The organism is Mycobacterium sp. SMC-16, assembly GCF_046250085.1.
GTDB classification, from domain to species: Bacteria; Actinomycetota; Actinomycetes; order Mycobacteriales; family Mycobacteriaceae; genus Mycobacterium; species Mycobacterium phocaicum.
The window spans coordinates 5,701,801-5,717,354 of record NZ_CP176427.1 but is presented as its reverse complement, the minus strand read 5'-3'; the positions used below and the strand labels follow the sequence as shown (position 1 = coordinate 5,717,354).

The window sequence follows — 15,554 nt, the reverse complement described above, 5'->3', positions numbered from 1 at the left end:
CGCAGTAGGGTGGCAGCCATGATCGATCTCGACCTCGACGACATGCGTGGCTGGTTCGGCTTCGGGGTGGCGGGCAACTTCGCCGGACACCTCGAACAGGCCGGGGAGGCAGTCGATTTCGTCAACGTCCGGTCCGAGGGCGGGGCGCCGAAGGGCATCTTCCCCTGGTACGCGCCGGGCAGCGACACGTTCCTCGGCGAGTTCCCGCTGTCGACCGACGCGGTGATCCTGCCGGTGAGTGACACCCCGCTGAACCTGCAGATCGAGCCCGAGGTCGGGCTGGCGTGCGAGGTGTCGTGGTCGGGCGACCGGGTTGTCGGGCTGCGGCCGTTCGCGCTGGGCGCGTTCAACGACTGCTCGATCCGCCGGCCGAACGCACCGAAGATCAGCCACAAGAAGAACTGGGGTCCGGCCTCCAAGGGGGTGGCCCCGCGGTTCTTCGCGATCGACGACCTGAGCCCCGACGGACCGACGTCGTCGCTGCGGCTGGCGAGCTTCCTCGACGATGGCAGCGGTGTCGAGCAGGCGTACGGCCAGGACAGCCCGCTGCTGGGCTACTCGTACTACGGGACGCAGCTGCTGGACTGGATCGTCGACCGGCTGGCGAACCAGAAGGGTTCGGACGACACACCTTTGGAGGATGTCGGCGCCCTGATGGTGGCCGCGGGGCGCCCGGCGCACCTGCTCGTCGGCATCGGCGCGACGCGCTACACCGAACTCGGGGAGTCCACCTACCTCAAGCCGGGCGACCGGGCCATCGTGCGCGTGTACGACACCGCGTCCGACGATGTCTCGGAGCTGCGGCAGACGGTGCGCGCGGCGGGTTAGCGCCGCTCGCTCAGCAGCTGTTCGAGCGTGGCCAGAAACTCCTTGGGCCGCAACGGGGTACACGCCGGCGCCGGCGTGGTGCCGACGACGTCGAGCGTCACCAGCGTCGACTTGATGGGCCGCCAGATGTCCAGTGGCAGCCAGCGCCGCGGGTCGGTGCCACCCCAGATCAGGAACCGGTCCATGATGAAGCCGAGCGACTCGGCCTTGTAGCCGCGGACCGCGCCGAGCGGGATGATCTTCGACGTGCCCGACGGAAAGTGGTAGCGGCGCAACGTGATCGCCTGCCGGTCCAGGAAGATCTGGCCGTCGTCGTAGTGCGCGTCCGAGCGAGCGCCGGACTGGGCGCTCGTCACCGCTTGGCGCTCCGCAACTCGTGACCCTTGGAGGTCAGGCAGCGGCCGTTGTCCAGGTTCCACTGCCAGCCGTGCAGGTTGCACGTCAGCGTGTTGCCCTCGACGATCCCGAACTTTGACAGGTCGGCCTTCAGGTGCGGGCACCGGCGCTGAATTTCGTAGCCGCCCAGGTCGATCGACGCCGAGGTGTCGTGCGCCTCGGCGAACCAGCCGTCGGCGTAGGCGATGCGCTCGTCGGTCAGGCACTTGAAGAACGTGTACAGGTACTCGTTGTAGCCGCCGACGCGCCAGGCCTGGAAGCGGGTGGACAGGAAGATGGTGTTGACCCAGTCCGGCTCGTCGTCGCGCAGTACGGTGCGCACCAGTTCGGGTGCGATCCCGAAGCCGTAGCGGAACTTCTCGTCCGGAATGGCTTCCCGCACAGCGCGTTTCGGGAAGTCCAGCACCACGGTCTCGGTGCCGATGCGGAGCTCCACGGGGTAGCCGATGCCGTCGCAGATCTGGTCGCTCGCCGCCATGATCGGCTCGAACTTGGCGCGCAGCGGCTCCAGCAGCGAATCGCCGGAAGCCGGTGCCCACGAGGCCTTCTCAGCGGCGAGCACGGGCGCCATGCGCTGGGCGTAGGCCTCGATGTAGGCGGCCTTGCCGGTGGTGAAGATCGCCTCGGCCTCGGCGTCGGGAATCGGATGCACCAGCGAGTCCAATGCCGGCCCGGTGAACGAGGCCACCGTGCCGGGGATCATCAGCAGCCCGCCGTCGTGGCCGTGGCTGCGCAGCTGGTCCAGGAACACCGCCTGGTCGGGGAAGATGTTGGCCGGATCGTCGTGATCGTCGTTGAGCCAACGCAATTCGGCGTCCAGGAAGCATGGCGGGCCGGCCGACGGCACCACCCAGGTGGCACCGACCTGCGCGATGTACTGACGACAGCGGTCCATCTGCCGCTGCCGCTTCTGGGTGCCGAAGGCCTCCTTGGCCCGGGCCGGCATGTCGTAGACCATGGGGTACCAGATGGCGCCCGAGTACTGCAGCATGTGCACGTCGACGTCGCCGAACTCGGTGGCCACCATGTCGAGGTCGATCGGGCGGGCGTCGTTCATGTTGAACGCGACGGTCTCGCCGTCGGACACCACGAGGCCCGAGTCGCCGATCGGACCGTCGGCCGGGGCGCGCAGGGCGATGATCATGACGTCGAGGTCGCCCTTGGGCCCGCTGACGCGGTGCTTCACCGAATCGGTGGTCTCGAAGAACGTGTGGAAGCCGAGGGCCTCGAGCTCACGACGCAGATCCGGCACCGGGTAGTCGGGCAGCAGCACCGTCGCGTCCTTGTTGACGTGGGCGCGCAGGTGCTCCGGATCGAAGTGGTCCTTGTGCAGGTGGCTGACGTACAGGTAGTCGCAGTCGCCGAGCGCGTCCCAGTCCAATTGGCTGTTGTCCGGGAACGGGAACCACGACGCGAAGTAGGCCGGGTTCACCCACGGGTCGCACAGAATGCTGCCCGCGGCGGTATCGATCCGGAATCCGGCGTGTCCAACGCTTGTGACCTGCACTAATGCCCCTTTTGGCGGTGACGAGTTCGTCAGCGAGTCTAGCCGGATTCCGGAGCGTCCCAGAGCGAGCGGTAGTAGGCGATGCGTTCGTCGTCGCGCACCACCCCATAGGCGTCCAGCAGGGCGGCCTCGTAGTTGCCGGGATAGTTCCAGTCCAGGGACATGGTGGCGATGGCCAGGTCGGCCCACCGGTCGGCCACCCCGAGGTCCCCGATGTCGACGTGCCCGACGAACGCGCCGTCGTCGCTCATGAGGGTGTTCGGCGAGCACGCGTCGCCGTGGCAGACCACGAGCCGGTCGGGGTCGGGGACCGCCCCGACCCAGGAGGGCCGCCCGAACGGGCAGTCCGCGACGGGCAGCGCGTCGTGCATGGCCCGCAGTCCGGCCCCGATCGCGCGGGCCGCGGTCTCGGGATCGTCGGCCCAGCGCGGGTCGACGGCGGCGCGGCCGGGCAGGCCGACGGTGTGCAGCCAGCCCGCGCCCTCGCCGAGCACGGGCGGGACGGCGATGTACTGCCCGGCCCAGCGCAGCCGCACGGCCTCGTCGGTCAGCAACGGCGCGTGCTCGGCGGGATAGGTCTTGACGTACTCGTCGCCGGCGCCGATGGCGAACGTCACGCCGCCGAGTTCGTTCTCCCAGACCGCGGTCACGGGGCGGCCGGCGGCCAGCGCGTGGACGACGTCGGGAACGGGAACAGGTCCGCTGGGGAAGGTCACCTGACTAGCCTTGCGTACCTTTCTGGGCGTAGTACCGGCGGTCCGCACTAGGCTGATCCCCGTGGAACCGGTATATGGCACCGTGATCAAACTGGCACGCACGGTGTGGCGGGCACAGGGTCTGAAATTCACCGTGACCGGCGCGGAGAACCTGCCGGTCAGCGGCGGCGCGGTGGTCGCGATCAACCACACCAGCTACTTCGACTTCACGTTCGCCGGGTTGCCCGCCGTCATGCAGAAGCGGGGCCGCAAGGTGCGGTTCATGGCGAAGAAGGAAGTCTTCGACAACAAGTACGGCGGCTGGCTGATGCGCAAGATGCGCCACATCGCCGTCGACCGCGGCAGCGGCGCGGACTCGTACGCCGAGGCGGTCAAGCAACTCAAGGCGGGCGAGCTCGTCGGCGTCTACCCCGAGGCCACCATCAGCCGCAGTTTCGAGATCAAGGCGTTCAAGTCGGGCGCGGCCCGCATGGCCATCGAGGCCGACGTGCCGATCGTCCCGCACATCATCTGGGGCGCCCAGCGGATCTGGACCAAGGGCCATCCGCGCAACATGCGCCGACCCAAGGTGCCGATCTTCATCCACGTCGGTGAACCCATCTACCCGACGCTGCCCGCGGCCGAGCTGACGGCGCTGCTGCACGCCCGGATGCAGCACCTGCTGTCGGAGGTCCAGGACCGCTATCCCGAACATCCCGCCGGCGAGTTCTGGGTGCCGCATCGGTTGGGCGGCGGGGCGCCGACGCTGGCCGAGGCCGACCAGATGGACCTCGACGAAGCGCGCGAGAAGGCGGCACGCCGCGCGGCGCGGCAGGCGGAAGGTGCGCCGGAGTAGCGCCATGGAGCCAGTTTTCCGCGGCATCGAGATTGCCGCAAAGGCGGCGGTCGCCGCCACGGGAACCCGCATCACTTACCAAGGGCTGGAACACATTCCGGATACCGGCGGTGCGGTGATCGCGATCAACCACACCGCTTACGTCGACTTCCTGCCGGCCGGTCTGGCCGCCACCCATCGCCGCCGCCGGGTCCGCTTCATGCTCAAGGCCGAGGTGCAGCAGGTGCCGATGGGCAACTTCCTGGTCAAGCGGGCCGGGCTCATCCCCGTCGACCGCAGTTCCGGTGGCGACGCGTATCCCGTCGCCGTCGAGCGGCTGCGCGCCGGGGAACTGGTCGGGGTGTACCCGGAGGCCACGATCAGCCGCAGTTTCGAGCTCAAGGAGTTCAAGACCGGCGTGGCCCGGATGGCACTCGACGCGCAGGTGCCGATCATCCCCGTCATCGTCTGGGGTGTGCACCGGATGTGGACCAAGGACCACCCGAAGCGGTTGGGGCGCAAGAAGATTCCGGTCATCGTCCGGGTGGGTGCGCCGATCTCGGCGAACGGTCCGGTGGCCCAGGTGATGGCGATGCTGCAGCAGACGATGACCGATCAGCTCCATGCGGTGCAGGAGGAATACCCGCACCCGGCGGGTGAGTACTGGGTGCCGCGCCGGCTGGGTGGCGGCGCCCCGACGCCTGAGGAGGCCGAAGTGCTGGAGAAGGCCGAGCGGGCCCGTCGGGAAGCCGGGGGCCGGTGATGCTGCCCGCGCTGATCGCCACCGACGTCGACGGCACGCTGCTCGACACCCATGAGCGCGTGACGCCGCGGACCCGCGCCGCCGTGCAGGCCGCCGTCGCGAACGGCGCGAAGTTCGTGCTCGCCACCGGCCGGCCACCGCGCTGGATACCGCCGGTGGTGGACGCCCTGGGGCTGTCGCCGCTCGCGGTGTGCGCCAACGGTGCGGTGCTCTACGACTCCGCGACGGACCGCATCGTCTCGGCCCACACCTTGAGCCCGGATGCGTTGGGCGAGTTGGCCGAGATCGCCACCCGGGTTATCCCGGGCGTCGGGCTGGCGGTCGAACGCGTGGGACGTACCGCGTTCGACGAGTCGATGCCGCAGTTTGCGAGTTCACCCGGCTACGAGCATGCCTGGCACAACCCCGACAACACCGAGGTGTCGGTCGAGGACATGCTCAGCGTGCCGGCGGTGAAGCTGTTGATCCGCAAGGCGGGCGCGCACAGCGCCGATCTGGCCGCGGCGCTGGCCCCGCATGTCGGCGTCACGGGCGACCTGACCTATTCGACCAACAATGGGCTCATCGAGGTGGTGCCGCTGGGCATCAGCAAGGCCACGGGAGTCGCCGAGATCATCCGCCCGCTGGGTCTGACCGCCGACGACGTCGTGACCTTCGGTGACATGCCCAACGACATCCCGATGCTGACCTGGGCCGGCCTGGGGGTGGCGATGGGCAATGCGCATCCGGAGGCCCTGGAGGCTGCCGACGAGGTCACCACGACCAACAGCGACGACGGGGTGGCCCGGGTGCTCGAACGCTGGTGGCTCTAGCGGGTCAGCTCTGCATCTCGATGCGGCTGAACCGCTCGAGCTGCACCGGCTCCTGCTTCGGCGGCGGCGGAAGTTCTTGCGGCACACCGTCGATGACGCGCGTGACGGTCCCGTTCTCGCGGTCGAAGTTGAGGGTGCCGTGCTGGAAGTTCTGCACGATCCACTGCGGTTCGGCGATTTCGCCGCTGGTCGGCAGTCCGAGTGCGCCGCGTTCGAAACCCAGTGCGCCCCAGGCGTCGTAGAGGGCACCGGTGAGCGGCTGGGCGCCGGCGGCCGGTGACCAGTACATGGCGCCGTGGTCGAACGTGGCGTAGCGGGTGTGCCCGTCGGCCGCGGCCTCCGGTGACGTGGCGACGCCGAGCGGGCCGGATGCCCCGCCCATCGCCTGCCACTTGTCGAAGATGGCACCGCCGCGCAGCATGTCCATCGCACTGAGGGCACCCGGTGGGGCCGTGAAAGATGCTGCGATATCCCGCAATTCGCCCATGGCGGCGTAGGCGGCGTTACCCGGGCAGTCGGTGTTGCCGACGTCGCGGTGGGTGAAGATCGTCGGCAGCGTCGGCGTCGCGCCGGCAGGGAAGTGGGTGAACGAGCCACCGCCCGACGTCAGCACCACGCTGCCGAGGGGATTGACGTGGTCCAGGCTCAGCCGCCAGCCGATCAGCCGGCCGGTCATCTTCAGCTGCAGCGGGGTCGGGGGCACGGCGTCGAAGTCGCCGAGCATCGCCACACCCCAGGTGTCGACGTTGAATCCGCCGGTGTGCGAACCTTCGACGGGGCGCGTCATGCCGCCGAACCGGCCCTCGAAAACCTGGCCGTACTTGTCGACCAGGGCGTTGTAAGCGATGTCGCACCAACCCAATTCGCGGGTGTGGTACTCGTAGATCGACCGGACGATGCCCGCGGAATCCTCGGGCGCATAGTCGTTGCTGCCGGCGGTGTGGTGCACGATGGCGGCGCGCACGCCCGGGTCATAGACCGGTTGTCCGCAGCGGACGCTCTCGTTGGCGCCCCACTGGGCCCGGCTGATGATGTTGGGTGGCTGGTTCGGCGCCGACACCGCGGTCGGCTGGAACTGCACATCGGCCGGTGCCTCCGGCGGACTGATGAGCACCGCTTTCATGCTGGGGCCCAACGGTTTCTCGACGTCGACGGGTCGGTAACCCAGGCCGGGACCCTGCGGCCGGTCGCCGGCGGGTGGCGTGGCAGCGGCTTCGGCGGGCCGGGTCACCGCGATCTGCACGGTATTTGTGCGGCCGACGAACACGGGTTCGGTGCCGCGCGTCGTGGCGCGCGCCTCGCCGACACCATCTGGCGCCTCGACCTCGTACCAGGGGCCCCAGGATCCGTCGGCCTTCTGGGCGCGCACCCGGGCCGAGGTTCCGGTGAAGTCCGACGCCGTGAGCGCGACCAGGGAGAAGGGAGTGTCCTGATGGATTTCCCGGACGGTCTGTCCGCCCCCGACGCCGGCCAGTGGCTGCGTGTGGAGCTCCGGCGCCGACGGCTTGTCGTCCGTCAGGCCGGGGATGTTGGGGATGCCGCTGACGGCCAACGGCACCATCACGACGGTCGCCGCCAGAGCGGACAACAGTATTGACGGTGCGGGACGACGGCGCGGCACAGCGCGAATGTTACGTATGTGTCAGGTGTTACCCGTGTTTCGACACGGATTACTGGGCTGTCAATTCTCTGCAAGACGCCGCAACGGCACCGCAGAGCCTTGGGGCTTCTGCGGTGCCGTCTCGGCTACAGGTCTTCAGTTGTGTGTGACGGATGTCAGACCGCGGGAGCGGCCACTGCCGGTGCGGCCGCGGCGGCTGCCGCCGGGGCGGCCTGAGCGGACTTGACCGCCGACGTGATGGCCGGCACGACCATGCCCTTCAGCAGGTCGATGGCCTGGGTCGCGCCCAGCTGGTTGGCGGCGCTGGTCAGGTCGCTGATCAGTCCGCCGCCGCCGCTGCTCGGGGCCGCGCCGAGGCCGAGGCCGTCGCCGCCGCCCAGTCCGACCGACGGGTCGCCGAGGATCGGGTAGCTGCCACCGAGGCCCTGGCCGGGGCCGAGGCCCAGGCTGGCGTTGGGATCGGTCATCGGCATGCCGGCGGCACCGAGCCCGGCCGGGCTCGCGCTGATCGACGGCGTGGTCAGGCCCGTGGCGTTCAGGCCGGGAGCGGTCAGTCCGGGCGTGCTCACGCTCGGGAGGGTCGCGCCCTGGGTCGTGAGACCGGCGCTGGGCAGGCCGGCGCCGGGCAGGCCCGGCGTCAGTGCCGACGGGCTGGTGCCGGTGAGGCCGGTGGGCGGGGTCAGGCCGGGTGCGGTCGCGCCCGTCGGCGGGGTCAGGCCGGGTGCGGTCAGACCGGTCGCCGGGGTGGTGCCCAGGCCCGGGGTCAGGCCGGCCGGCGGCGTGAGGCCACCCGCCGGGGTGAGGCCGGCCGGCGGGGTCAGGCCTGGGGTGGCGCCCAGGCTGGGGCTGGTGCCCAGGCCCGGGGTCAGGCCGGTCTGCGGGGACAGGCCGCCGGTCAGGGGGCTGGGGGAGCTCGCGGCTCCGCCCATGAGGTTCGGCAGGTTGACGCCGAACTGGGACAGGCCCTGCGACAGCGCGGACATGACCTCGTTGGGGAGGTCGGTCACGAGCGCGGCCTGGACGAATTCCCGGTGCTGCGGAGTCGGGTTTGCCGGGGTCATCTCGGCGACCGCCACGAGTGCGATCGGACTTGCGACGGCCACGGCGGCGACTGCGCTCATGGCTGTCGAGAGCTTGCGTCGACGTCGGTTAGGCACGGAAGTCTCCTCAATCTGTGGGGTACGGCTCGAGCTGGCTTGCTGAGTCGTCGGTACTGACGTCATCGATGTTAAAGCTGTGATTAGTGGGATTAGAGTGACGATGCGGAATCGTGAGCGAATTGCGACCGGCCCGCGCACTGCCCGACCCGACCGGGTGTTTTCGGGCCGAACGGCCTCTGTCGGATACCCTGAACGCCGATGACCTCCGCTGATTCCCGGGGCGCTGCGACCCAGTCCTCCGGCCCTTATGACCTCATCGTCGTCGGCTCCGGATTCTTCGGACTGACGATTGCCGAGCGCGCGGCAACCCAACTCGACAAGCGGGTGCTGGTCGTCGAGCGCCGTCACCATCTCGGCGGCAACGCCTATTCAGAAGCCGAGCCCACAACCGGCATCGAGGTGCACAAGTACGGCGCCCACCTGTTCCACAACTCCAATCAGCGGGTGTGGGACTACGTGCGGCAGTTCACCGACTTCACCGGCTACCAGCACCGCGTCTTTGCCATGTACGACGGCCAGGCCTACCAGTTCCCGATGGGGCTGGGCCTGGTGTCGCAGTTCTTCGGGCGTTATTACAGCCCCGACGAGGCGCGGGCCCTGATCGCCGAGCAGTCCGCCGAGATCAACACCGACGACGCGCAGAACCTCGAAGAGAAGGCCATCTCGCTGATCGGCCGGCCGCTCTACGAGGCCTTCGTCAAGGGCTACACCGCCAAGCAGTGGCAGACCGATCCCAAGGACCTGCCCGCGTCGATCATCAGCCGCCTGCCGGTGCGCTACAACTTCGACAACCGCTACTTCAACGACACGTATGAGGGCCTGCCGGTCGACGGCTACACCGCGTGGCTCGAGAACATGGCCGCCGACGAGCGCATCGACGTCGTGCTCAACACCGACTGGTTCGACGTGCGCGAGCAGCTGCGGGCCGAGAGCCCCGGCGCGCCGGTGCTGTACACCGGCCCGCTCGACCGCTACTTCGACTACTCCGAGGGCCGGCTGGGCTGGCGCACGCTGGACTTCGAGATGGAAGTACTGCCCATCGGAGACTTCCAGGGCACGCCCGTCATGAACTACAACGACCCCGACGTGCCGTTCACCCGCATCCACGAGTTCCGGCACTTCCACCCCGAGCGGGATTACCCGACGGACAAGACCGTCATCATGCGGGAGTACTCGCGCTTCGCCAACGACGACGACGAGCCGTACTACCCGATCAACACCGATTCGGATCGCGCGATCCTGGCGGCCTACCGCGCCAGGGCCAAGGCCGAAACCGAGGAGAACCGAGTGCTGTTCGGGGGCCGGCTGGGCACCTATCAGTACCTCGACATGCACATGGCCATCGCCAGTGCGCTGAACATGTACGACAACGTGCTGATGCCGCATCTGCGTGACGGCGCGGCACTCGGCGACGCCGGTACAGAAAGTAGCTGAAGACCATGAGCGACATCCCGTCCGGCGCATTGGCGTCGGGAGAGTCCCGTGCGGTGAGCCTGCTGTCGCGGGTCATCCTGCCCCGTCCGGGTGAGCCCCTCGACGTCCGCAAGCTGTACATCGAGGAGTCGTCCACCAACGCCCGGCGCGCACACGCCCCGACCCGCACCACGCTGGAAATCGGTGGGGAGTCCGAGGTTTCGTTCGCCACCTACTTCAACGCGTTCCCGGCCAGCTACTGGCGCCGCTGGTCGATCCTGACCTCGGTGGTGCTGCGCGTCGAGCTGACCGGCAGCGCCCGTGTCGACGTCTATCGCTCGAAGGCGACCGGCGCCCGAATCACCGTGGGCGGCAGCGAGATCGCCAGCGGCGACGACGGCCTGCCGGCAGTGGTCGAGTTCGAGATCGGGCTGGAGCCGTTCGAGGACGGCGGCTGGATCTGGTTCGACATCACCACCGACACCGCGGTGACGGTGCTGGGCGCCGGCTGGTACGCGCCCGTGGAGGCGCCCGGGCGGGCGAACATCACGATCGGTATCCCGACCTTCAACCGGCCGGCGGACGCCGTCAACGCGCTCGCGGCCTTGACGTCGGATCCGTTGGTGGACCAGGTGATCGGCGCGGTCATCGTGTCTGATCAGGGTGCGAACAAGGTGAAGGACCACCCCGACTTCGCGGCCGCGGCGGCCCCGCTGGCCGACCGGCTGGCCATCCACAACCAGCCGAACCTCGGTGGCTCCGGCGGCTACAGCCGCGTGATGTACGAAGCGCTGAAACACACTGACTGCGAACAGATTCTGTTCATGGACGACGACATCCGCGTCGAGCCCGACTCGATCCTGCGGGCGCTGGCGTTCAACCGGTTCGCCAAGACGCCGACCCTGGTCGGTGGCCAGATGCTCAACCTGCAGGAGCCCTCGCACCTGCACGTCATGGGCGAGATGGTCGACTCGGCCAACTTCATGTGGACGCACGCCATCAACGCCGAGTACGACCACAACTTCGCGAAGTACCCCCTCGCCGACGAGGAGGAGTACCGCAGCCGAATCCTGCACCGCCGCATCGACGTCGACTACAACGGCTGGTGGATGTGCATGATCCCGCGCGCCGTCGCCGAGGAGCTGGGGCAGCCGCTGCCGCTGTTCATCAAGTGGGACGACGCCGACTACGGCCTGCGTGCGGGCGAACACGGCTACCCGACGGTGACGCTGCCCGGCGCGGCGATCTGGCACATGGCGTGGAGCGACAAGGACGACGCCATCGACTGGCAGGCGTACTTCCACCTGCGCAACCGCCTCGTCGTGGCGGCGCTGCACTGGGACGGCAACATCCGTGGCCTGGTTGCGAGCCACTTCAAGGCGACCATGAAACACCTGCTGTGCCTTGAGTATTCGACGGTGGCCATCCAGAACCGGGCGATGGACGACTTCCTCGCCGGGCCGGACAACCTGTTCACCATCCTCGAGTCCGCACTGCCCGACGTGCGCGCCATGCGTAACGAGTACCCCGACGCCGTTGTGCTGGAAAGCGCCACCTCGCTGCCCGCGCCATCGGACAAGAAGTGGCGCCGGAAGGTCAAGATTCCCACCAGCCCGCCGGCCATCGCGATCCGGCTCACTCGTGGCGTCGTCAACCAGCTCAAGCCGCACGACCCGGAACACCATGTGCGGCCGCAGATCAACGTCGCGACGCAGGACGCCCGCTGGTTCTCGCTGTGCATGGTCGACGGTGTCACCGTCACCACTGCCGACGGCCGCGGTGTCGTCTACCGCCAGCGCGACCGCGAGAAGATGTTCGAGTTGCTGCGGGAATCGCTCAAGCGTCAGGCGCTGCTGGCCCGCAGTTTCAACCGCCTGCGGAAGGTTTACCGCAACGCGCTGCCGGAGCTGACGAGCAAGGAGAGGTGGGAGACCGTGCTGTTGGCCTCCCAGCCCGAATCGGCCGGTGCCCGGTGAGCCTCGAAGGCGCTGGAGGCATCGAGGGTGACGTCATTGCCGACGTCCCGCGCGGTGAGGACGCCATCCTGGTCGGCGTCCAGTCCGCACTGACCGGCCGTCCCGGCGTCCTCGCCGGCGCCCGGGTGCTGTCGTACTTCGGTGAGCACAGCCTGGGCTGGTTCGCCGTCTGTGGTCTGGGCGCGCTGCTGCAACCGCAGCGTCGCCGGGCCTGGGTGACGGCCGGTGTCGGCACCTTCTTCGCGCATGCGGCGGCCGTGCTGATCAAGCGGGTCGTGAAACGTGAACGCCCGCAACACCCGGCCATCGCCGTCAACGTCGGCACCCCGAGCCGGCTGAGCTTCCCGTCGGCGCATGCGACGTCGACCACCGCCGCCGCGATCCTCATCGGCCGGGCCACGGGCCTGCCGCTGCCGTGGTTCCTGGTGCCGCCGATGGCGTTGTCGCGCTTGGTTCTCGGCGTGCACTATCCCACTGACGTCCTGACCGGTGTCGTGGTGGGAACCGCGGTCGCCGAATCAGTCGGCGCGATTTCCGAGCGAACTGCAAAGCGCGAACCGAAGGCTGGGGCATGACCGAAGTGACGCAGGAGCTGGGGCCACCAAAGAACCTGGCCGCCGGCATCGTCAAGGCGCTGCGGCCGCGGCAGTGGGTGAAGAACGTCCTGGTGTTGGTCGCACCGCTGGCAGCCCTCGGCGTGCAGGCGCACTACAGCTACACCGAGGTGCTCAAAGCCGTCGGCGTCGCGTTCGTGGTGTTCTGCATGGCTGCGTCGTGTATCTACCTGATCAACGATGCCCGCGACGTGGAAGCAGACCGCCTGCACCCGACAAAGCAGTACCGCCCGATCGCCGCCGGCGTCGTCTCGGTACAGCTGGCCTACTCGCTGGCCGTCGTGCTCGGTGTCGGCTCGCTGGCCATCTCGTGGTGGCTCACGCCCAGCCTGGCGATCGTCATGGCCGTCTATATCGCGTCCCAGCTGGCCTACTGTTTCGGCCTGAAACATCAAGCGGTGCTGGACATCTGCATCAACGCCTCCGGGTTTCCGCTCCGCGGCATCGCCGGTGGTGTCGCCGCCGGCATCCCGCTGTCCAAGTGGTTCCTGCTGGTGTTCGCGTTCGGCTCGCTGTTCATGTCGGCCGGAAAGCGTTACGCCGAACTGCAACTCGCCGAACGCACGGGCGCGAAGATCCGCAAGGCACTGGAGTCCTACACCAGCAGCTACCTGCGGTTCGTCTGGACGCTGTCGGCGACTGCCGTGGTGCTCTGCTACGGCCTGTGGGCCTTCGAGGGCAACAAGGGCACGTGGTTCGCGGTGTCGTTGGTGCCGTTCACCATCGCGATCCTGCGTTACGCCGTCGACGTCGACAGTGGCGCGGCGGGTGAGCCCGAGGAGATCGTGCTGAACGACCGGGTGTTGCAGCTGCTGGGCGTGGCCCTGGTCGCGACGCTCGTTGCCGCGATTCTGCCCGGACTGATCCGGTGACCGATTCGCCCGCTCGGCAATTGCTGCGCGGGCCGGTCTTTCCGTATGGCCGGGCCGCGCGGATCAGCCTGTGGTTGAGCGTCGTGGTGTCCGCCGCGTTGTTCGGCTGGGGCGCCTGGCAGCGCCGGTGGATCGCGGACGACGGCCTCATCGTGCTGCGCACGGTGCGAAACCTGTTGGCCGGCAACGGCCCCGTCTTCAACGTCGGTGAGCGCGTCGAGTCCAATACCTCGACGCTGTGGACCTATCTGGTCACCGTCGGTGCCTGGATCGGCGGCTCGGTGCAGCTCGAGTACGTGGCGCTGGTCTTGGCGCTGACGCTGAGTGTGGCGGGCCTGGTCTTCGCGATGCTCGGCACCGGCCGGCTGTACGCCCCCGGGCTGCGGGGCCGCCGCGCGCTGTTGGTGCCGGCCGGCGCCCTCGTCTACATGGCTGTGCCGCCGGCGCGCGACTTCGCGACCTCGGGCCTGGAGAACGGCCTGATCATGGCCTACCTGGGGCTGCTCTGGTGGGTGATGGTGTGTTGGTGTCAGAGCTCGATCGCTCCTCCCGGCCGTGGTGCCCTGCGCGCGCCCGCCGAGGGCCGCGACGGCGACGCGAATCTCACCAGCGCCCGGTTCGACGGCGCCCTGGCGTGTCTGGCCGGCCTGTCGGTCCTGGTGCGGCCCGAGTTGGCGTTGATCGGCGGGGTGGCCCTGGTCATGCTGCTGGTCGCGGCCCGGGGCCGGCGCCGCCGCGTCGTCATCCTGGTGGCCGGTGGTCTGCTCCCGATCGCCTACGAGATCTTCCGGATGGGCTACTACGGCCTGTTGGTGCCGATCACCGCGCTGGCCAAGGACGCCACCGGATCCAAGTGGCAGCAGGGCTTCGTCTACCTCGGCAACTTCAACCGGCCCTATCTGTTGTGGGTGCCCGCGGTGCTGACCGTGGCACTGGCGATTGTGTTGTTCGTCACTCACAGCCGGCCGTGGTGGGGCCAGTCGGCGCCGCGCGGCTACAGCACTCTGGCCCGCCGGATTCAAAGTCCCACTGCCGTAGTGATTTTCATGGCCGGCAGCGGCCTGGTGCAGGGCCTGTACTGGCTGCGCCAGGGTGGTGACTTCATGCACGGCCGGGTGTTGCTGGTTCCGCTGTTCTGCCTGGTCATCCCGGTTGCGGTGATTCCGATCGTCCTTCCCGACGGCAAGAACATCGCCCGCGAGGTCGGCTACGCGCTCGCCGGTACGACGACCGCCCTGTGGCTGGCGGTGGTCGGCTGGTCGCTGTGGGCGGCCAACTCGCCGGGGCTCGGATATGACGCCACCCGCGTGACCTACTCCGGCATCGTCGACGAACGGCGCTTCTATTCGCAGGCCACCGGGCACGCGCATCCGCTGACGGCCGCGGACTACCTGGACTATCCGCGCATGCGGGCGGTGCTGGCGGCCATCGACAACACCCCGGTCGGGGCGCTGCTGCTGCCGTCGGGCAACTACGACCAGTGGGACGTGGTTCCGGCCATGCCGCCGCCGGTTCCGGACCCGACGTCGCCACCCCCGCCCAATTGGTTCGAAAAAGGTCCGCACACAGTCTTTTTCACCAACCTGGGCATGATGGGCATGAACCTGCCGCTCGAGGTCCGGGTGATCGACCAGATCGGCCTCGCCAACCCGCTGGCCGCCCACACGGCGCGGCTGGACGACGCGCGCATCGGCCACGACAAGGACCTGTTCCCGGACTGGGCGGTCGCCGAGGGGCCGTACCTGCGCAAGCGCCCGTGGATTCCGACGTACCTGGACGAGGACTGGGTGGCGCAGGCGGCGGTCGCGCTGACATGCCCGGAGACCGAGACGATGCTCAGTTCGGTACGCGCGCCGATGGGCTTCCACCGGTTCATGTCAAATCTGGTACACGCGTTCACATTTACCCGTTACCGGATCGATCGCGTGCCGTTATACGAGCTGCACCGGTGTGGGCTCGATGTGCCTCCGAGGCTGTCGACCCCTTACACTGGCTTACCGGCTACCGGTCCGTAGTTTCAGCGCACGAGCGCTGGCACGGTCTGAAGCGTAGGTAACGCCGG

General features: G+C 68.6%; 14 protein-coding genes. 9 read left to right on the top strand and 5 right to left on the bottom strand.

The genetic code is table 11. The annotated features are described in order from the left end of the window. Nucleotides 1-18 precede the first annotated feature (18 nt). Entirely contained in the window at nucleotides 19-828 is an 810-nt protein-coding gene (locus ACJEIK_RS27790) for a DUF5718 family protein (protein WP_409430673.1), read from the top strand. Here ACJEIK_RS27790 and ACJEIK_RS27785 read toward each other — a convergent pair. The 3 genes from ACJEIK_RS27785 to ACJEIK_RS27775 are packed head-to-tail and all read right to left on the bottom strand — an operon-like array spanning nucleotide 825 to nucleotide 3,447. Further along, the gene (locus ACJEIK_RS27785; RefSeq protein ID WP_133426192.1) at nucleotides 825-1,184 is read right to left on the bottom strand and encodes a hypothetical protein; all 360 of its coding nucleotides are present in this window, start codon (nucleotides 1,182-1,184) and stop codon (nucleotides 825-827) included. The two genes, ACJEIK_RS27790 and ACJEIK_RS27785, sit on opposite strands and share 4 nt — an antisense overlap. Continuing rightward, on the bottom strand, nucleotides 1,181-2,731 hold the full coding sequence (locus ACJEIK_RS27780; protein ID WP_409430672.1) for a Rieske 2Fe-2S domain-containing protein: 1,551 nt from the start codon (nucleotides 2,729-2,731) through the stop codon (nucleotides 1,181-1,183). Before ACJEIK_RS27780 ends, ACJEIK_RS27785 begins: the two co-directional genes overlap by 4 nt. Before the next feature lie 38 nt (nucleotides 2,732-2,769). Then, nucleotides 2,770-3,447, bottom strand: coding sequence for a phosphotransferase (locus tag ACJEIK_RS27775; protein ID WP_409430671.1), 678 nt, complete (start codon nucleotides 3,445-3,447; stop codon nucleotides 2,770-2,772). A 61-nt stretch (nucleotides 3,448-3,508) separates the two neighbouring features. Between ACJEIK_RS27775 and ACJEIK_RS27770 the strand changes: the two genes are divergently transcribed. The 3 genes from ACJEIK_RS27770 to ACJEIK_RS27760 are packed head-to-tail and all read left to right on the top strand — an operon-like array spanning nucleotide 3,509 to nucleotide 5,836. After that, nucleotides 3,509-4,282, top strand: a complete 774-nt coding sequence (locus ACJEIK_RS27770) for a lysophospholipid acyltransferase family protein (protein WP_061002440.1) — start codon at nucleotides 3,509-3,511, stop codon at nucleotides 4,280-4,282. Nucleotides 4,283-4,286: 4 nt separating this feature from the next. Beyond that, complete coding sequence (locus ACJEIK_RS27765; RefSeq protein WP_406784085.1) at nucleotides 4,287-5,024, top strand: lysophospholipid acyltransferase family protein; 738 nt, start codon at nucleotides 4,287-4,289, stop codon at nucleotides 5,022-5,024. Next, nucleotides 5,024-5,836 carry an HAD family hydrolase gene (locus ACJEIK_RS27760; RefSeq protein ID WP_138251133.1) on the top strand — a complete coding sequence of 271 codons (813 nt, stop codon included), beginning with the start codon at nucleotides 5,024-5,026 and terminating at the stop codon, nucleotides 5,834-5,836. The genes ACJEIK_RS27765 and ACJEIK_RS27760 overlap by 1 nt, the downstream gene beginning before the upstream one ends. A 4-nt stretch (nucleotides 5,837-5,840) precedes the next feature. Here ACJEIK_RS27760 and ACJEIK_RS27755 read toward each other — a convergent pair whose 3' ends face one another. Beyond that, nucleotides 5,841-7,457 carry an N-acetylmuramoyl-L-alanine amidase gene (locus ACJEIK_RS27755; protein WP_409430670.1) on the bottom strand — a complete coding sequence of 539 codons (1,617 nt, stop codon included), beginning with the start codon at nucleotides 7,455-7,457 and terminating at the stop codon, nucleotides 5,841-5,843. Nucleotides 7,458-7,612: 155 nt separating this feature from the next. Continuing rightward, the gene (locus ACJEIK_RS27750; protein WP_061007005.1) at nucleotides 7,613-8,614 is read right to left on the bottom strand and encodes a hypothetical protein; all 1,002 of its coding nucleotides are present in this window, start codon (nucleotides 8,612-8,614) and stop codon (nucleotides 7,613-7,615) included. Between the two features lie 201 nt (nucleotides 8,615-8,815). Between ACJEIK_RS27750 and glf the strand changes: the two genes are divergently transcribed. From glf to zomB, 5 genes are read left to right on the top strand one after another with little or no spacing between them, the layout of a single operon-like run. Beyond that, nucleotides 8,816-10,051 carry a UDP-galactopyranose mutase gene (gene glf, locus ACJEIK_RS27745; protein WP_061007004.1) on the top strand — a complete coding sequence of 412 codons (1,236 nt, stop codon included), beginning with the start codon at nucleotides 8,816-8,818 and terminating at the stop codon, nucleotides 10,049-10,051. Between the two features lie 5 nt (nucleotides 10,052-10,056). Then, nucleotides 10,057-12,006, top strand: coding sequence for a glycosyltransferase (locus ACJEIK_RS27740; RefSeq protein ID WP_409430669.1), 1,950 nt, complete (start codon nucleotides 10,057-10,059; stop codon nucleotides 12,004-12,006). A gap of 35 nt (nucleotides 12,007-12,041) precedes the next feature. Continuing rightward, nucleotides 12,042-12,581 carry a phosphatase PAP2 family protein gene (locus ACJEIK_RS27735; protein ID WP_061007007.1) on the top strand — a complete coding sequence of 180 codons (540 nt, stop codon included), beginning with the start codon at nucleotides 12,042-12,044 and terminating at the stop codon, nucleotides 12,579-12,581. Then, the gene (locus tag ACJEIK_RS27730) at nucleotides 12,578-13,492 is read left to right on the top strand and encodes a decaprenyl-phosphate phosphoribosyltransferase (protein WP_061007002.1); all 915 of its coding nucleotides are present in this window, start codon (nucleotides 12,578-12,580) and stop codon (nucleotides 13,490-13,492) included. Before ACJEIK_RS27735 ends, ACJEIK_RS27730 begins: the two co-directional genes overlap by 4 nt. Further along, nucleotides 13,489-15,507 (top strand): flagellar motor control protein ZomB, encoded by a 2,019-nt coding sequence (gene zomB / locus ACJEIK_RS27725; RefSeq protein ID WP_409430668.1) that lies wholly within the window; start codon nucleotides 13,489-13,491, stop codon nucleotides 15,505-15,507. The genes ACJEIK_RS27730 and zomB overlap by 4 nt, the downstream gene beginning before the upstream one ends. Nucleotides 15,508-15,554: the final 47 nt, after the last annotated feature.

Coding starts and splice junctions, on each gene's coding strand:
- ACJEIK_RS27790 (WP_409430673.1), top strand. CDS start 19: ATGATCGATCTCGACCTCGACGACATGCGTGGCTGGTTCGGCTTCGGG.
- ACJEIK_RS27765 (WP_406784085.1), top strand. CDS start 4,287: ATGGAGCCAGTTTTCCGCGGCATCGAGATTGCCGCAAAGGCGGCGGTC.
- ACJEIK_RS27760 (WP_138251133.1), top strand. CDS start 5,024: ATGCTGCCCGCGCTGATCGCCACCGACGTCGACGGCACGCTGCTCGAC.
- glf (WP_061007004.1), top strand. CDS start 8,816: ATGACCTCCGCTGATTCCCGGGGCGCTGCGACCCAGTCCTCCGGCCCT.
- ACJEIK_RS27740 (WP_409430669.1), top strand. CDS start 10,057: ATGAGCGACATCCCGTCCGGCGCATTGGCGTCGGGAGAGTCCCGTGCG.
- ACJEIK_RS27730 (WP_061007002.1), top strand. CDS start 12,578: ATGACCGAAGTGACGCAGGAGCTGGGGCCACCAAAGAACCTGGCCGCC.